At 41.4% G+C, this 16,510-nt stretch carries 14 protein-coding genes; 8 read left to right on the top strand and 6 right to left on the bottom strand.

The features are described 5' to 3' along the window. The first annotated feature begins 24 nt into the window (after positions 1 to 24). Together ABF638_RS16965 and ABF638_RS16960 are read left to right on the top strand one after the other, a co-directional pair. Entirely contained in the window at positions 25 to 834 is an 810-nt protein-coding gene (locus ABF638_RS16965; RefSeq protein ID WP_435024029.1) for a creatininase family protein, read from the top strand. A gap of 154 nt (positions 835 to 988) precedes the next feature. Continuing rightward, a complete protein-coding gene (locus ABF638_RS16960) occupies positions 989 to 1,492 on the top strand; it encodes a 2TM domain-containing protein (RefSeq protein ID WP_435024028.1) in 504 nt (167 codons plus the stop codon). Between the two features lie 325 nt (positions 1,493 to 1,817). On the opposite strand, the gene ABF638_RS16955 is transcribed toward ABF638_RS16960, so the two are convergent. The 3 genes from ABF638_RS16955 to ABF638_RS16945 all read right to left on the bottom strand — a co-directional run bounded on the left by ABF638_RS16955 (position 1,818) and on the right by ABF638_RS16945 (position 5,323). After that, the gene (locus ABF638_RS16955) at positions 1,818 to 2,282 is read right to left on the bottom strand and encodes a CYTH domain-containing protein (protein ID WP_435024027.1); all 465 of its coding nucleotides are present in this window, start codon (positions 2,280 to 2,282) and stop codon (positions 1,818 to 1,820) included. Between the two features lie 5 nt (positions 2,283 to 2,287). Then, positions 2,288 to 2,974 (bottom strand): DUF6875 domain-containing protein, encoded by a 687-nt coding sequence (locus ABF638_RS16950; RefSeq protein ID WP_435024025.1) that lies wholly within the window; start codon positions 2,972 to 2,974, stop codon positions 2,288 to 2,290. A 687-nt stretch (positions 2,975 to 3,661) separates the two neighbouring features. After that, positions 3,662 to 5,323, bottom strand: a complete 1,662-nt coding sequence (locus ABF638_RS16945; RefSeq protein WP_435024023.1) for an alpha/beta hydrolase — start codon at positions 5,321 to 5,323, stop codon at positions 3,662 to 3,664. 981 nt (positions 5,324 to 6,304) lie between these two features. Here ABF638_RS16945 and ABF638_RS16940 point away from each other — a divergent pair. Next, positions 6,305 to 6,760: a hypothetical protein gene (locus ABF638_RS16940; protein ID WP_435024021.1), complete on the top strand. Its 456-nt coding sequence runs from the start codon at positions 6,305 to 6,307 to the stop codon at positions 6,758 to 6,760. Positions 6,761 to 6,872: 112 nt separating this feature from the next. On the opposite strand, the gene ABF638_RS16935 is transcribed toward ABF638_RS16940, so the two are convergent. Then, complete coding sequence (locus ABF638_RS16935; protein ID WP_435024020.1) at positions 6,873 to 7,928, bottom strand: M28 family peptidase; 1,056 nt, start codon at positions 7,926 to 7,928, stop codon at positions 6,873 to 6,875. A 203-nt stretch (positions 7,929 to 8,131) separates the two neighbouring features. Continuing rightward, entirely contained in the window at positions 8,132 to 9,085 is a 954-nt protein-coding gene (locus tag ABF638_RS16930) for an SGNH/GDSL hydrolase family protein (RefSeq protein ID WP_435024019.1), read from the bottom strand. Between the two features lie 1,072 nt (positions 9,086 to 10,157). On the opposite strand from ABF638_RS16930, the gene ABF638_RS16925 reads away from it, so the two are divergent. Both ABF638_RS16925 and ABF638_RS16920 read left to right on the top strand, forming a co-directional pair. Further along, complete coding sequence (locus ABF638_RS16925) at positions 10,158 to 11,429, top strand: urease accessory protein UreH domain-containing protein (protein WP_435024018.1); 1,272 nt, start codon at positions 10,158 to 10,160, stop codon at positions 11,427 to 11,429. Continuing rightward, a complete protein-coding gene (locus ABF638_RS16920; protein ID WP_435024016.1) occupies positions 11,404 to 12,102 on the top strand; it encodes a hypothetical protein in 699 nt (232 codons plus the stop codon). The genes ABF638_RS16925 and ABF638_RS16920 overlap by 26 nt, the downstream gene beginning before the upstream one ends. Positions 12,103 to 12,235: 133 nt before the next feature. Here ABF638_RS16920 and galE read toward each other — a convergent pair whose 3' ends face one another. Continuing rightward, on the bottom strand, positions 12,236 to 13,234 hold the full coding sequence (gene galE, locus ABF638_RS16915; RefSeq protein ID WP_435024015.1) for a UDP-glucose 4-epimerase GalE: 999 nt from the start codon (positions 13,232 to 13,234) through the stop codon (positions 12,236 to 12,238). A gap of 164 nt (positions 13,235 to 13,398) precedes the next feature. Here galE and ABF638_RS16910 point away from each other — a divergent pair, with 164 nt between their 5' ends. The 3 genes from ABF638_RS16910 to ABF638_RS16900 all read left to right on the top strand — a co-directional run bounded on the left by ABF638_RS16910 (position 13,399) and on the right by ABF638_RS16900 (position 16,247). Then, complete coding sequence (locus ABF638_RS16910) at positions 13,399 to 13,662, top strand: hypothetical protein (protein ID WP_435024013.1); 264 nt, start codon at positions 13,399 to 13,401, stop codon at positions 13,660 to 13,662. A 3-nt stretch (positions 13,663 to 13,665) separates the two neighbouring features. Further along, positions 13,666 to 14,319: a hypothetical protein gene (locus tag ABF638_RS16905; RefSeq protein ID WP_435024011.1), complete on the top strand. Its 654-nt coding sequence runs from the start codon at positions 13,666 to 13,668 to the stop codon at positions 14,317 to 14,319. Positions 14,320 to 14,495: 176 nt separating this feature from the next. Then, positions 14,496 to 16,247, top strand: coding sequence for an ABC transporter ATP-binding protein (locus ABF638_RS16900; RefSeq protein ID WP_435024009.1), 1,752 nt, complete (start codon positions 14,496 to 14,498; stop codon positions 16,245 to 16,247). The last annotated feature ends 263 nt before the right edge of the window (positions 16,248 to 16,510 follow it).

Here is a 16,510-nt window from a genome sequence, read left to right as displayed (position 1 = left end):
CCCTAAAATATAAATTTAACTAATATGCATAGCTTCATTCCACCAGAACGCTTTTTTCCCTACCTTACCTGGACTGATATTCAGGCAATGCCAGATAAGGAAAACGTGGTAATCATCCAGCCAGTAGGGGCAATTGAGCAACATGGCCCTCATTTGCCTTTGATTGTAGATGCTGCGATCGGTGTGGGGGTGCTGGGAAAAGCAATGGAAAAGCTGGATGCCAGTATTCCCGCTTATGCTTTACCAAACCTTTATTATGGCAAATCTAACGAACACTGGCACTTTCCCGGTACGATTACCCTAAGTACGGCAACTCTCACGGCAATCATTATGGAAGTGGGAGAAAGTATTTACCGGGCTGGCTTTAGAAAACTGGTGTTAATGAACTCCCACGGCGGACAACCCCAAGTTATGCAAATGGCGGCGCGAGATTTGCACGTTAAATATGATGACTTTTTGGTATTCCCCTTGTTTACTTGGCGCGTGCCTCATATAACTAAAGATTTATTGACTCCGAAAGAGGCAGCGCGAGGAATGCACGCTGGAGACGCTGAAACTAGCATTATGTTATCGATTTTGCCAGAACAAGTGAAGCTAGAGAAAGCTGTTGCAGAATATCCACCAGAACAGTCAGAAAGTAGTTTACTGAGTTTGGAGGGTAAGTTACCTGTGGCTTGGGTGACGCGAGATATCAGTAAAAGCGGAGTAATTGGCGATGCGACTACCGCAACAAAAGAAAAAGGCGATCGCATCCTCGAATCTGTCTCTAACGGTTGGGTACAAGTTATTCAAGATATTTATGCCTATCGACAACCAAAAATAGACGAGAGATAGACGCTTTTTACTCAAAGTTAAAAATCCAATACATTCAATGCAGGACAGCATCTAGATTTGCTAATGTAAGAATAATGGAAATAGTACTAGCGTCGCTGCTGAAAATCTATCGGGTAGCAAATTTCTATTGAAAGTAATATTAAGAGAAAGAATTATGACGACATTTGAACCCAAGAGCCTCCGCTCTTATAGCCAAGAAGATGTTCAGCAAATTCTGCACTTAGCGATCGCTCGTCAAGCTGATGACAAAGACACAGAATTTTCTTATGAACAGATATTAGAAATTGCTGCTGAGTTAGAAATTTCACCTGAATCTTTAAAATTAGCAGAGCGTGATTGGGTAGTCCAACAGGGACAAGTCCAACAACGAAAAGCTTTTGACGCTTACCGTATCAGAAGATTTCAGAAGCGTGTAGGCAATTATGCAATTTTCAATGGCTTTTTGATACTGGTTGATTTAATTGCTGGTGGCGGAATTTCTTGGTCGCTGTATATTTTACTATTCTGCGGATTACCTGTAGGACTGGATGTCTGGAATACCTTTCAAATTAAAGGTGAAGAGTATGAAATGGCATTCCAAAAGTGGAGTCGTAACCATCAAATTAAGAAAACCATCAGCACCGTTTTGAATAAGTGGTTTAAAGCATTGCAAGCTTAGGAGATTTTCTGGCGTAAGCGTCTGTGTAGTGTCTCGTAAAGGATGTTTGAAAAGTCCTCTTGTCGGTATCAAAAATTTTAGATCCCCAAAATCCCCCTTTTTAATTTTGTGAATCGTAATTCGTAATGACGCTATAGCGTTTCTCGACAAGCGTGAAGTACAATTTTGACCTAACCCCCTAACCGCCTTCCCGAAGGCGGTTAGGGGGTTAGGTCTATTTGCACACCTTTACCTCACCGGATTGAAAATGGCTGGCTATATGTGGGAGAGGGTGCGTGTAGCTTGCTTCCCCATAAGGGTGTGCTTATCACCAATATTTCGGCCATTACCATTGTGAAAAAGGGTGTTTTACTAGATTACTGTTGAAATATCTGAAGTCATCAGAAACTTCTTCTCCAATCCAGGTTGGTAGTTCAAATTGTTGGTTTTCATCACTGAGTTCAACTTCTGCTAAAATTAGTCCTTTATTAACACCATCAAACTCATCTATTTCCCAAATTAAACCGCCCAACTCTATTTTATATCTGATTTTTTCTATAAAGGGACGTTCACACAATGTCTCAAGCATTTCTTGAGCATCTTCAAGAGGAATAGGATACTCAAACTCTAATCTGGAATATTTAATATTAGGGCCTTTAATTGTCAAATAACTTTTTTCTCCTACTATACGTATACGTACAGTCCCTTTGTCTTGTGTGGCAATGTATCCTTGACGATAAACAATACCCTCAGCTAATCCTCTCCAGCTATTTCCTCTCACTAAATATTTCCGCTCTATTTCTTTGGCCATTTTATTTATGTGCAATAACTCAGTAAATTTTCTTTTTGAAGTTGTTCTTTCGCTAAAGCCAATGCTTGATGAGCATTTTTAAACTTTGTTTCATCTATAAATTTATTACCAAAACGCTTTAAATAAGCTTCCAGATACCGAATACGTAAGCGTGGATCAGTCGGACTCTGAAGAAATGGAAGGTCAGCTTCAACCATAAACCGGATAGCCAACAAGGGAATAGGGCTACGAAGTGGACGAAAGTTTGGGTTGTGCAAACCAGGACTGTCATTACGTTTATGAAATTCTCCTATCATCAGTCCTGATTCAACAAACAAAGGTTTAAGTTTTTGTTGGACACTATCTATTAGTTTAGTAGCGTCTTCTATATGAACGTCAGGAAAGATAAGTAAAAAAGCTTTATTGATTGCTAATTCCTGCTCTTTAATATCCATTTCAAGAAAGATATCTCGGTAGCGTCCAACAACATCTTCTAATTGTTCTGAATACAAATCTTTTGTGCGAATAACTGCCAGACGAATAGTATTTGACTTGAGAGATAAAGGTACAAAAGGGCAAACTGCACCAGTTCTTCCTAAGTTAGGATGAGGCCTTCCTAAAAAATTTTTCACCCACTCCATAATTTCAATTAAGTAAGGAAGGTCTTCATGTTGCTGGAGTTGTTCGATTTCACGAGTTGTATAGAGTTGCATGAGCTTGAGTGAAATGGACTAATTGTTTAATTCTGAATCCAAAATCAGTTTTATAATATTATGTATCGGGAACTAATTATTATCTAAATCAACAAAAAAGCCTTGATTTTTTTATTTTTGGTTTATTTGTGGCTTGTTGCAGATAAAAATTTTCTACCATTTTTGTGAATTTAAACAAATTTACGCCAATCAATACACAAACATATTTTTGTACCAAGAAACTACTTGTGTTCATTAATTTTTGGCATTGTAGTCAGAATACATATGTATTATCCAGCAGATACTCCGATTTTTTTTACACTCTTAAGCTTCTATTATTTTTAACAAAACAATTATAAAGTTTATATATAAATACTTATTTTTACTGTAAAATTTTAAAATTGACTTAGCAGCAACTATAAAGTTAATATCAAGTTTGTATAATTTTATTTAAGTAAAATCTCAAAAATTAAGTCCAATTTTATTGAAAGGACAAGGGGATGGGGAGGCTGGATGATCTGCTGCTTCTAGTGTTCCCCGTATCCCTACTGTTAAAGCTTCCTTCTTCGTAGTGGTATGCAGACTTGTTGGCACAGCCTCTACTCCATGAGAGGCTGTGCTATTGGGGGAAAACGACCCTCAGACAACCCTTGGCAACGCACTGGTTCCCTTACAAAAAAATTGGATATTTTTTGAATTGGAAGGCCCTTATTTATCAACAAATTCTTTCACCACTGCCATAGCATCAGGAGGAATCTGGGTAATTAAGCGAAATGGGAATGCGGGAGTTGAAGCAAACTGGGCATAATCTGATGTCAGAAACACAGCGTAGTTTTTAGCTTCTGGAGTCATCTGTGCAGCAAAGGCCAAAGCTATAGCTTTAACGTACTTACGTACATCAGCGGCTTGTTCACCCACCACTTCACCGCCACTAATCGGTGTATTCGGTTGTCCTGCCTGATCCAAAGTGGTACTGGGATCTTTTACACTTAGATGAGTACCCCCAAGTATACCAGCTAGCCATTTGGGGGATGGAATTTTGTCAAATCCCACAATTTGTTCAGTTAAAGCTGGGGTAGTTTTATCTGCGGAACCTGCTAATACTAGGGTAGGAACTTGCACCTTAGTTAACCCAGTTTTGCCAAAAATCAGAGAAGTTGTTGGATTAAGAGCGATCGCCTGTTTGATTCTAGTATCCCGTAGTTGATAGCTATTTTCTGGCAATTCTTCAGCGATGCACTGCATACCTTCTGCCAGACTTAAGCTAGTCAAGTTCTTTTTGCAGCGTTGTTTGAGATGTTCCAGTTGTAACTCGGCTCCAGCAATTGTTAAAGCTGTACCACCACCAAAAGAATAGCCAACAACCATCGCGTTCGTAGTTGCAAGTTTCCCAACAAGGGGATTATTAGCCGTTTGGTTGAGCTTTTCTAATTCGTCGAGAACAAAACTAATATCTTGAGGACGATCCAAAAACTCTTGAGGCTTTACAATTCTGGTTTTACCTTGTAATGCCAAGTTAGTATTTGCCTCATTACTACCGGGATGTTCTAAAGCTGCTACTACATAACCGTGGGATGCAAAATGTTCTGCTAGGTAACGCAAGTCCGTGCGGACTGAACCGAAGCCGTGAGAAAAGACAATTACAGGTTTGTCGGGAGTTGCAGCAGTTGACCAGTAAACATCAACTGGGATTTTGCGATCGCGCTTTTGGTCATTTAGGCTTAAGTTGAGTATTTTTACTTGAGCGCTTCCTGCTTGACTCGGATCAAAAGGGAAAGCAACCTGTGGTGTTCTAGGCTGTGGTGTTATGGGGTCGAGTTGGGGAGCGATCGCTAGCATAAATTGTTGAGTACGCCAAAAAGCTGTATTCAAACTCCCTGCAACCACAAAAGCCTGTGGCAAATCAATTTCTAGGCGTTTACTGGGATAAGCGGCGATAAAACTCAGTATAGAAAGACCCTGCGGTGCAGTAGAGCCTAATACTAATCCTGCTCTCAGTGCTTGTACCCCAGCTTTGTCTTTTCGGGCTAAAGCTGTAGCAAAGTCATTGAGAATAGTTGTGCCAATCTGGGTATTAACTAACCGATTAATGGTGACAACATTCATCGGTATATTCATACCTAGCGCCCCTAAGAAAAAGCGGCGTTGTTCTTCAGATAATCCTTTAGCGTAAGGCTGCAAACTTCCAGGTAATTTTCCAGTTTTTGCAGCCTTTTGTAACTCAGCAAGAGAGATGGATTCTGTAAATAAACCCAAACGCACCACAACTGTGTCAGCCGCAATGGCCGAAGCATTTGTCCCGAACGATGTAAGTATAATCGCACCAAAGAAACCCGCAACTGTCTTAAGACTTCTCCAACTTATTCCCATAAATATTTATACCAAGTGTTACTTACGGGAATATAACGGATATTTGTGTATTTGACTACCCCATTAATTGCCTAAAAATAAAAGTAGATTTTTTCCTGAACTTGATTGCGATGTCTACGACGGGCTACGCCTACGCTCTGATCTCCTCAAAGTAACTGCTGATCCAAACAGAGCCACATCAAAAGCATAACAAAAGCAACAAATTGTAGAATTTATCACAGCTAAAAAATTGAGCATAAATCAGTGTTAACAGCCACAAAAGCTCGATTGTTTCTCAGCTAGGTTTAATACTGTAACAGCGACAATCAAAAATTATTTATTCAGAGTAACTAGATTTATATATGGGGTCAAAAAATCAGTGTTAATCCCATCCCAACAACAGGAATGGAAGGAATAGCCACCTGCCGATTTAGAGGTTATTTTAAAAGTGTTTTGCTGTGATTTAAGGCACTTTTCGATCCCCCCTAGCCCCCCTTAAAAAAGGGCTACGGTGTACACACAAGTCGAAAAAAGCTTGATTTTCCATTCTTCTCTCGTTTATCTCGTTTACCTCGTTTTGATCTCGTTCCCATGTTCTACATGGGAATGCTCCTAGTGGAGGCTCTGCCTCCAATCTGGCATTGAGTCTCTGACTCAATGAATGCATTCCCAGTCGGAGACTGGGAACGAGGAAAGTCTTATCAAGCTAGGTTTTTAGGATTTGTGTGTACACCGTAGTTAAAAAAGGGGGGAAACTTCTTAAAGTCCCCCTTTTTAAGGGGAATTTAGGGGGATCTAAAATTTTATATCCCGATAAGAGGACTTTTCAAACATCCTCTTAGTAATTAGTAATTGGTCATTAGTACTAATGACTAATTAACAATGAAAATGACTTGTAGAACGTGTTGCAGAGGTGTTGCAGGTGGATAGTCTTACCGCTGTAGCTGCATTATCATTACTCATCAAATTCTACCAGCCGCCTCAAAACTTTTTCTTAGATTTATGCGTCACAGACTCCGCTATATTTTAATCTTGCTGCTCTCCCTGAGTATTATTACACTGTGGTGGCCTGTGAATAACTCTGATTGCAATTTCGAGACTTTTCTCACATCAAAAACTACAAAATTCCAAGTACGCGCTACTAAAGTTATTGTTCAGCCGTGGCGTGGTCGTCACCATGTATATGGCATCTTTATGATTCCTGATGAATACAAACAATCTCCATTTTTTGTGTTAACAGTCCAAGGTGCTGGCAGTTACTGTTCAAAACAATTTGGTTATAGAAAAAACTTTAATGATATCTTGGCTGAACCAGGCACTTATCTGGTGAGGAAATTTATTAGAACTCGAACAGCTCTGCGGCTTATTCTCCGAGGTTTGTACTTCCAGATCAACAATAAAGATAACTGGACGTTAACTTTCCCTGAACCAAACACTAGTACCGCAAGGCGGAATTAAAAATTAAAAATTAAAAATTAAAAATGAAGACAGCGTAAGGGTTTTGTTGATTGGGAATGGGTGGTTTATTTCCGCCGTGCTGTACTAGTCAAGATAATTCATAATTTATGAATCAGTTTGGTGGTTGAGTTTCCAAAACTTCGGTCTTCTCTAACAAGGCAGTAGTCGCATTGACTACAATCTGTGCTGCTCCTGTGAAGAACGATCGCTCGATAGTCGCTGGAACATCGCTAGGTTGATGATAGTGGGGAGTGCGTAAATTTGCGGTATCTGTGACCAGCACAGCACCCACACCTTGATACCAAAATGGTGCATGGTCGCTGCGTAGGGTATCGGGTGTCAGTAAACCTTTAAAAGGAATCGGCAGTGTCAAGACTGCTGGCAGATTTGATTCTTCTTTATTCAGGGCGATTGAGGGGACGTTCTGCGAGTTTTGAAAGGCATTCAGTAAAGGCAAATGTTCTGTATCACCGACTACTGCCAAAAAGTCGCCCTTGTCGCTAGGTGGGGTAACAGGCAATCCAGCAGGGTATTTTTGACACCCAGGAGTGTAACATGCATAACCTACCATATCCATGACGATCGCTCCGCCTAAATTTTGCAAGCGTGCTGTCTTGCTCACAAAAGCCTGACTACCCAAAAGTCCTATTTCCTCCTGGTCAAAAAAAGCTAGCTGTAACGTCCGTGGCGTGGGACGAGAACCGAGTAACCGAGCTACTTCCAGCAATACGGCTATACCGCTGGCATTATCATCGGCACCGGGCGATGAAGCAACAGTGTCGTAATGCGCTCCCACAAGAATTGCTTTAGCGGCTTTGTTAGTTCCTGGGCGTTCAGCAAAAATATTCACACCGTCAGAGAACTTTTCTAATTTAGGTTTCCAGCCTAATTTTGTGAGTTCAGTTGTGATATAAGTGCGAGTAAGCGATCGCTCTTGTGTTGTGTAGCGCTGAAAATTTAACTTTTGGATATGGTTTAACAGCTTGTCAGCAGACACTTGTAGGGTATTGTCAACTTCCTGTAACTCTGGCTGTGGTTGGGATGTTTCCACTGGAGTGCGCTCAACAATTGCTGGTGAGGGACGCTGTTCAAAAAATGTGCTCCCTCTGCTACCCACCACAGCAACTGCCATCAGCACCAACAGCATCAGCCAAATCCATTTTTTCATGTAATTTATCCTTGGCTTCCTGACTTAAGGTAGCGCAAATCCCCAGTCAGAATGAATTAATCATCGTCTAGATCAACATCAAAATTTTCTCATGAAGTCTCAGTAGTTTTTTGTTGTTCTGTGTGCGCTGAAATTGTTCCTTTACTTCCAGCCAGTCCGAATAAATCCTGATTTACTGCTTCTGCCTCCTTCAAGGAATAGTTCTATTTTCTAGATTTTCCTAATTTCTTAAAAGACTTCAAGATAGGTTGAGACTTTAACACTGAAGCTGCATATTCCGCGATAATTTTATGACCAGCAGTTGTAGGATGGATGCTGTCCCAGAATAAGAACCTGTCTGGGTTGGCTTTACATTCAAATGATGGAGTAGAAGCTGGTATAGTTATTAAAACTGAGTTTCCTATGCAAGAGTCGAGTACATTTGTAAACTCATATTGTCTAGAATTAGCTAAAAGTTGTTTAAATAAATAATTAACATCTAAAAAAATGATGTTTACATTATTTAGTTCTTGGCTTAAAGAATCGAGGCTTTTAATCAACTCGATATTATATTCAGTGATCGAATCATTAAGTTGTGTGGAGGTTGAACTATTTCTTGTACCCGGTAAGTCTCCCAAATTGAATAAATTAGCCACTAGGATATTTTTAGCCCCAACATTGGCAAGAGCACGCACCGCTGTTGATATATTTGTAACTGGTTGGCTAGGATTTACAGCACTTTGAGAGTAAAGGAAATCATTCGTACCGCCCCACACGATATAAAGCGCATTTGGGTTAACCGACTTATTAACTGCTGTAAATTTCTTAATCTGAGATAAGACTCCTGTTAAATATAAACCAGGTATAGGAGGTATAGTAACGTTATATAACCCAGATTCAGCACCACCAACAGCAAGGTTAGTAATGTTAGAGGGATTTAAGCCCATATCTTGTGCAAGATATTCCACCCAGACTGGCCCATTAGAAAAACGCCCATCTTTGTAAGGTTGGGGGGGAATACCTATACCCAATTCACTTTTTGTGATCTTGTAAAAATTCCCATTATCAGAATAACTGTCACCAAACACATAAATCTGTTCAAAATCAGCAGCTTCTACCTTCAGTGTAAACATGAATGAAAATAAGAAAATTGCTGCCGTTAAAATTGTGTTTTGCATAATAGGTTTTTAATGTATTTGAGCAGTTTTACAAATGACTGGGCAAGTGCAAATCAAAGATTTCTTGCAGTAGTTTTTTTTTGCATAAAGGAAGTACAAAACTACGTATTTTGAGGCATAAGGTAGAGTTAAAAATTGTTTAAACCTCATCTATGTTGAAACCTAGAGTTTTTTAAAAGATATATTTATGTAGGTTGGGTGGAGTGAAACGCAACCCAACATTACCACCAAATTTTATGTTGGATTACGCTATCGCTGCACCCAACCTACAAAACTACGGTTCTCAAAGTAGACAAGGTTTATATCTGATTAAACTCATGCATTGTGTACCTCATTTACTTGCAATTTTCTGTAAGTATTAAAATTATTTCAGGCTTAGTTGTTAACTATTGATTTGAAAAGGCAAAAGTTAATAAATAAAGCTTTTATCTTTTTAAAGATATTCGCCTAATATTTATTTAACTTTAATAAAATTGCTAATTTTAGTTAAGTAAGTCATTGATTTTGACTATGATATGCACTAAAAAATAATTGTTTAAAGTTTTAGTTAAATCTTACTACATGAGTTTTTTGTTTACTTTAGTAAAATCAAGATTTTCCTGCTAGGTTGATAAGTTTATTGTTAATTCAAAGCCTCAATACAAATTCCTTTTATTAGAACGAACTAGCAATGATTATTTAATATCAGTTTCAAACTTTCAAGTCAATAAAAATGCAACAAATATAGATTTTCTCAAACCATCCAATACCTACACAGCCGTAATATACTCTACTTAATATTTACTTTATAAATAGGCTCTAAGGGAAAAGTACTTATCACGATTTCTAATCGCCAGGTATATTTGCTTTCTTCTTTCCTCATAAGTAAACATCGAGTTTGACGCTTTGTCTTTTGACAGCGATCGCAACTTCAGTTACAGTGCCGCACTAGAGGAGTGCTGAGTACTGTTAGCGGTAGCAGGGCGTTTAGCCCGTACTGAGCAAAGAAGAAGAGAAAAAAAGTTCTTCTTAATTCTTCAAAATCTTTATTTTTAGACTCAAGACTCATGACTCAGAACTCAGGACTTTTTTTATGGTAGATTTACTGCTGATTTCAATCCTGGGGTTCCTGGGGAGTTTTGGACATTGCTTTGGGATGTGTGGCCCTTTAACAGTGGCGTTTTCCCTGTCTCATCAGCCAAAAATAGCGCAAACAGTCTCTTTGGGACGGACATCAACCTTAGAAAAGTCTGACACTTGGCAACAGCAATTAAAATTTCACATTCTGCTAAACCTGGGGCGAATGTTGAGCTACGCTCTAGTCGGTGCTGGCATTGGGGCGTTGGGTTCAGTATTGTTGCAAGGTGGACAGCTAGCGGGTGTTGGCAGTGACTTCCGGCGCTGGATGGCAATTCTAACTGGTGTAATGCTGATTTGGTTTGGCTTAGGACAAGTAAAACCCGATTTACTGCCGCGCATTCCCGTATTACATCCCCTATTGCAAGGTAGTTTACACGATCGCCTCAGCACCGGAATGGTTAAGCTTTCCTTAAAAACCAAATGGTGGACACCAATGCTTTTGGGGATGACTTGGGGTTTAATGCCCTGTGGTTTCCTGTATGCAGCCCAAATTAAAGCTGCTGAAACTGGCAATTTATGGATGGGTACAGCTACTATGCTGGCTTTTGGCTTGGGAACCCTACCCACGATGCTGGGGGTAGGTGTCTCCACATCATTGGTAAGTAAAGACAGGCGCAGTCAATTGTTTCGATTAGGCGGTTGGGTGACGCTCACCATTGGCGTCATCACCTTGTTGCGGACTGGTGACACAATGGTAGATTACACCGGACACGCCGCTTTAATTTGCTTAATCTTGGCGTTAATTGCGCGTCCTATTAGTGGCTTGTGGGCTTCACCACTGCGTTATCGCCGGGGCTTGGGGGTGGGATCTTTTGTGCTTTCTGTGGTTCACACCGTCCACATGATAGAACACTCATTGCAATGGAATTTTGCCGCCTTTTCTTTTCTGCCGCCAGAATTTCAGTGGGGTATGGCTGCGGGTGCTGTAGCATTGTTATTAATGTCCCCCGCCGCTTTAACGAGTTGGGAATCTTTGCAAAAATCTTTGGGCAAGCGTTGGCGACAGATTCATCTATTGGGTGTGCCAGCCTTGCTCTTGAGTGCCATTCATGCTGTGTTGATTGGTTCCCATTACCTGGGTTCCTTGCAATCAACTTGGGGAAATAAATTAGCAGCAGTACTGATGGGAATTATTACCCTCAGTGTATTGATGGTGCGTTCGCGCTTTTTTTGGTCAAAGTTAGCCGTAGAAAAGTTTTATGTTCCCCCAACCAAATCGCGGTAAATCATCCTTATTTTCTGGCTCCACGCCAACGAGTCAAAAACAGAGGCGTTACCCGCTCAAAAACATTTCTTGGCAGAGTCAAGGAACAATAAAGTATTTATTATTCCTGAGTTGCTTAGTTATATCAATAACTAATCTGCACCCTGCATCTGCTCATAAAGTGGAAGTATCCGGAGATGTCGGCGGTACTCTCCACATTGAACCAAATGATAATCCCCGTGCTGGAGAACCCTCTCAAGCTTGGTTTGCACTTACTCGCAGAGGTGGAAGGGTGATTCCCCTCTCACAGTGTAATTGTCAGTTGGCTGTTTATGCCCAACCTTATGCTACCGGAGAGCCACCACTCCTAGAACCACAGTTAGAACCTGTGACAGCTGAACGCTATAAAGGTATCCCAGGAGCAGAAGTTGTCTTTCCCAAGCCAGGGATTTATGAGTTGCAACTAAATGGAAAACCAGCCTCCGGGGCAAGATTCAAACCCTTTAACTTCAAATTTGAAGTTACTGTAGCAGGTGGCTCTACACAGAATTCACGAAACCTACGAGATGTCAATGGTGATTTGGTAGAGGGTGAATCTCAAAAATTACCAACTTGGGCGATCGCACTTCCAATTCTCGGATTTATCGGCATCTTAGTTGTCGTACTGCAAAATATGAGGCGGAGTGGGGAGTAAGTAGGGAGATGAGGGAGCAGGGGGAGCAGGGGAAGCAGGGGGAGCAGGGGAAGCAAATAATTATTATTCTTTCCTATTCCCCATTCCCCATTCCCCATTCCCCATTCCCCATTCCCCATTCCCCATTCCCCTCCTATTTGTGTCGCTTTTGATGCCACTGCCACGCATGAGTGACAATATCTTGGATGGATGGATACTGAGGTTTCCAGCCTAAGATTGTTCTGGCTTTCTCGCTGGTACCGATGAGAATTGGGGGATCGCCAGGACGGCGATCGCGTTCTTCTACTGGTATGGAAATTCCTGTCACTTCTTCGGCTGCGGCAATGACTTCTCTGACGGAGAAACCGCTGCCGTTACCCAAATTAAAAACTTCGCTATCGCCACCTTTTAATAAATATTCCAATCCCAAAATATGGGCATCTGCTAAATCGTTGACATGAATATAATCGCGAATACAAGTACCATCGGGTGTGGGGTAATCGGTGCCGAAAATTGAGATGGATTCTCTTTTGCCTAAAGCTGTCATTAGCACCAAGGGAATCAAATGGGTTTCTGGGTTGTGATCCTCGCCGAGTAAGCCATTGGGATTAGCACCAGCAGCATTAAAATAGCGAAAACGCACTGATTGGAAACCGTAAGCAACATCAAAATCAGAGAGAATCCGCTCTACCATTAGCTTTGTAGCGCCATAAGGATTAATCGGATTTTGGGGATGGGTTTCTGGAATGGGCACGAATTCTGGTACCCCATAGGTGGCACAGGTAGAAGAAAAGACAAATTTCTTCACAGATGCCGCCAGCATCGCTTCTAACAGGCTAAAAGTACCAAGGACATTATTCCGGTAATATTTGGCTGGGTCAGTCACCGATTCTCCTACGTAAGCGTAAGCAGAAAAGTGCATCACAGCAGAAATATCGTGAGTTTTAAATATGTCATCTAGCAAAGCGCGATCGCCTGTATCCCCAACAATCAGTTCTACCTCTAAAACCTTTTCTACAAGTTCACGATGCCCATAGACCAGATTATCAAGTATGACAACGTTATAACCCGCTTGCTTCAAGGCAAGCACTGTATGGGAACCAATATATCCAGCTCCCCCTGTTACCAAAATGGTAGGCTTTCCAGGCGACATAGTTTTTCCTTTTGAGTGGATTACTCAATTAATTTAGTTTACCGGTGCTACATTACTCTTCTGGAAAATTATAAATAATAGGCGCAGTGTCAAAAAATTGCACTAAAATCACTACGACGGTAGTAGTCTTTGGGTGTGAGGTTTGAAGTATTTTAAGTCAAACAGTGCGATTACAATTTGACAATCAAATAAATCCATTTCCCGGAACCTCTCGGTTGGCCCTTACGGGTGACGTTTATAGCGTCGCTAAAGCTAGGAAGTCGCCAGTTGTTTTATACAGGGAAATTATGCACGGCAGTTCCTTCTGGGAAGCCACTCCGTTGCGGGGGTTACCTCCCGTAAAAGGCAGTGGCTTGGGAAACCCAATCAAAAAAGTGAACTGCCTCACCACCACACTGGCTCACCGCACCAGAAAATTTGAGAGTTAATCTATGTTTCTATTGCTAAGCCGGGTACTACTGTGGCTGCTGATTGGCACTATCGTATATTCTCTGTTCCAGAGATTTTATCCCTCTGGAACTTTTGTAGGACGATTAATCTTAGTCGTTATCTTGGTAATCGTAGCCCTGTCATTTCTTAACCCCAACGAACCAGCTGTGGCGTCGTTGTGGAGGATGATATCTTTTCCACTCAAGCCTCTAGGAGCTTCTGTTTTACTGATGATTCTTGCAGCTCAGAAAATCAAAGGAGGTGGAATAGACAAACCAGGAGGATACTTGATAGGTTGGTCACTGACGATTTTGCTGTTGGCAAGCACACCAGCAGTCGCCTATTTCCTTTATAGAGCACCTCTAGCAATGACAGGCGAAACCTATGTAGCAAGTGCCGCACCAATATCTGGGACACTGGTAGCATTAGGGCAACAAAACATCGCCGCGAATATCTCTGATGTGACTGGGGATAGCATTCTTTCTTATAATTTGAGAGTGCCTCCATACCTATTACAAGGAAATCCTCAAGATATTCGCACACGCGGGTTACGGCTTGAAGACTTTGTACCAAATTCAGAAACGTTGCTATTGACAACAAGAACTTGGGAAAGTTATCTCGCTGAAGTTTACAGGTTCTTGCGTGTTCAGCGGTAATAAAGTAAAAAAAGGGGTAAAGGGTAAAGGGTAAAGGGCAAAGGGTTGAATTAGTTAGCCCACTGTCCCCAAATAGGTTTTTACCCTTCCCCATTCCCCATTCCCCATTCCCTCTGCATAGCTGCCTGCTGGGACTAGCAGTTAATCTATGATGATAAAGTTGCAAAATTGCTTGAATGGCAAAATCTCGACGACTCGCTAAACTCAGTGCTTACCTACGACCCCATTGGCAGGAAATGTCCTTGGGCATTCTGGCTTTGTTGTCTGTTAATGCACTGGGCGTTTATATCCCTTGGTTGATTCGTGCTGGTGTCGATAAACTCTCGACAACCTTCAGTTGGAACCAAATACTACATTACGTAGTGATCATTGTCTTACTTAGTTCGGCAATGTGGCTAATGCGGATGGCATCCCGCATTTGGCTATTTGGGGTGGGGCGTCAGGTAGAATTTGACCTGAAACAACGGATTTTTGAACACTTACTCAAGCTGGAGCCGGCTTATTTTGCCAGTAATACTGCTGGCGATTTGATTAATCGGGCTACCAGTGATGTGGACAATATCAAGCGTTTATTGGGTTTTGCAGTTTTGAGTTTGGCAAATACTGTGTTTGCCTACGCCCTGACACTGCCTGTAATGCTGGCCATTAGTGTGGATCTCACACTAGCCTCCCTGGCAGTGTACCCTTTTATGCTCTTGCTGGTGAGTCTGTTTAGCGATCGCTTACGCAAACAACAAGCAGCAGTCCAAGAGCAACTCTCTGACATTAGCGAACTCATTCAGGAGGATATCAGTGGCATTGCCTTAATTAAAATCTATGCCCAAGAAGCTAATGAGCGTCGAGCTTTTGCTAAGAAAAATCAGCAGCTATTGACTGCTAACTTAGAACTAGCAAAAATCCGAAATACACTGTTTCCGTTAATTGGCGGGCTAGCTAATGTCAGTTCACTGGTGATTATCTGGCTAGGGGCGGCGCGGATGTCTTCTGGAACACTTCAGGTTGGCGACTTTTTAGCACTGTTAATTTATGTAGAGCGTCTGGTTTTCCCCACAGCCCTTTTAGGATTCACAATTACTGCCTACCAACGGGGTGAAGTTAGTATTGATCGCCTTGAATCTATTCTCTCTGTCACACCGAAAGTTAAAGATGCAGCCGATGCGATACATCTACCGATGGCTGAACTTAAAGGGGAACTAACAGCTAAAAATCTTACCTACAATTACCCTGGTTCCACTACTCCAGCTTTAGCAAATATTAACTTTACCATTGCTCCTGGAGAAACTGTAGCGATTGTTGGGGCAATTGGTTCGGGGAAATCGACTTTGGCCAATGCTTTGCCGCGCTTGCTGGATATTGAATCAGGACAGTTGTTTTTAGATGGGCTGGATATTACTAAGATAGCTTTGACAGATTTACGATCTGCGATCGCCTACGTTCCTCAAGATAGCTTTCTATTTAGCACCACAATCAAAAATAATATCCGTTATGGCGATCCAGTTAGCGAACAAGAGCAGATAGAATATGTTGCTAAACTTGCTCAAATTGAATCAGAAATTAACAATTTTCCCCAGCAATACGAAACTATTGTTGGTGAACGCGGTATTACTCTTTCTGGCGGTCAGCGGCAACGGACTGCTTTAGCTAGGGCTATGCTGGTCAATGCCCCAGTGTTAATTTTGGATGATGCTCTCTCTAGTGTGGATAATCAAACAGCCACACAAATCCTCAACAATCTCTCCAGTGGTACAGAGCGCAAAACAGTAATTTTTATTACCCATCAATTATCCGCGGCGGCGGCGGCTGATCGAATTTTTGTGATGGAAAAAGGAAAAATTGTTCAGATCGGAAATCATTTAGAACTTTTACAACAACAGGGTTTATACAGAACTTTGTGGAGCCAACATCAAGTTGAGGAATTACTGCGGTGATATAGCAATCTGATTTGATTTCTGAATCACTCGTAGAGGTAAGGGACTGGGGATTGGGGACTGGGGACTGGGGACTGGGGACTGGGAAGAAGGAATAAAGGTATACTGAGTTTTGTTCAAAAATCAAATATGAGTCCTATATCTCAATACGGTTTGGTTAAGGCTTTTTGATGAAAACTTTAGATCACAAAGATTCGATAATTTATCACAAAGACGCGATGAATCGCCGTCTCTACAATAATCGGTCTTTTGTAGAGACGGCG

Origin of the sequence: Nostoc sp. CALU 1950 (genome assembly GCF_051172895.1) — a bacterium.
Classification (GTDB): domain Bacteria; phylum Cyanobacteriota; class Cyanobacteriia; order Cyanobacteriales; family Nostocaceae; genus Nostoc; species Nostoc edaphicum_A.
Note: the sequence above shows the minus strand (reverse complement) of the source record. Positions and strands in the feature narration are given on the sequence as shown.

What these genes read in the sequence shown, in the direction of transcription:
- ABF638_RS16930 (WP_435024019.1), bottom strand. Translation starts at nt 9,085, where the DNA reads ATGCAAAACACAATTTTAACGGCAGCAATTTTCTTATTTTCATTCATG.
- ABF638_RS16925 (WP_435024018.1), top strand. Translation starts at nt 10,158, where the DNA reads ATGGTAGATTTACTGCTGATTTCAATCCTGGGGTTCCTGGGGAGTTTT.
- ABF638_RS16935 (WP_435024020.1), bottom strand. Translation starts at nt 7,928, where the DNA reads ATGAAAAAATGGATTTGGCTGATGCTGTTGGTGCTGATGGCAGTTGCT.
- ABF638_RS16900 (WP_435024009.1), top strand. Translation starts at nt 14,496, where the DNA reads ATGGCAAAATCTCGACGACTCGCTAAACTCAGTGCTTACCTACGACCC.
- ABF638_RS16920 (WP_435024016.1), top strand. Translation starts at nt 11,404, where the DNA reads ATGTTCCCCCAACCAAATCGCGGTAAATCATCCTTATTTTCTGGCTCC.
- ABF638_RS16960 (WP_435024028.1), top strand. Translation starts at nt 989, where the DNA reads ATGACGACATTTGAACCCAAGAGCCTCCGCTCTTATAGCCAAGAAGAT.
- ABF638_RS16950 (WP_435024025.1), bottom strand. Translation starts at nt 2,974, where the DNA reads ATGCAACTCTATACAACTCGTGAAATCGAACAACTCCAGCAACATGAA.
- ABF638_RS16905 (WP_435024011.1), top strand. Translation starts at nt 13,666, where the DNA reads ATGTTTCTATTGCTAAGCCGGGTACTACTGTGGCTGCTGATTGGCACT.
- ABF638_RS16955 (WP_435024027.1), bottom strand. Translation starts at nt 2,282, where the DNA reads ATGGCCAAAGAAATAGAGCGGAAATATTTAGTGAGAGGAAATAGCTGG.
- galE (WP_435024015.1), bottom strand. Translation starts at nt 13,234, where the DNA reads ATGTCGCCTGGAAAGCCTACCATTTTGGTAACAGGGGGAGCTGGATAT.
- ABF638_RS16940 (WP_435024021.1), top strand. Translation starts at nt 6,305, where the DNA reads ATGCGTCACAGACTCCGCTATATTTTAATCTTGCTGCTCTCCCTGAGT.
- ABF638_RS16945 (WP_435024023.1), bottom strand. Translation starts at nt 5,323, where the DNA reads ATGGGAATAAGTTGGAGAAGTCTTAAGACAGTTGCGGGTTTCTTTGGT.
- ABF638_RS16965 (WP_435024029.1), top strand. Translation starts at nt 25, where the DNA reads ATGCATAGCTTCATTCCACCAGAACGCTTTTTTCCCTACCTTACCTGG.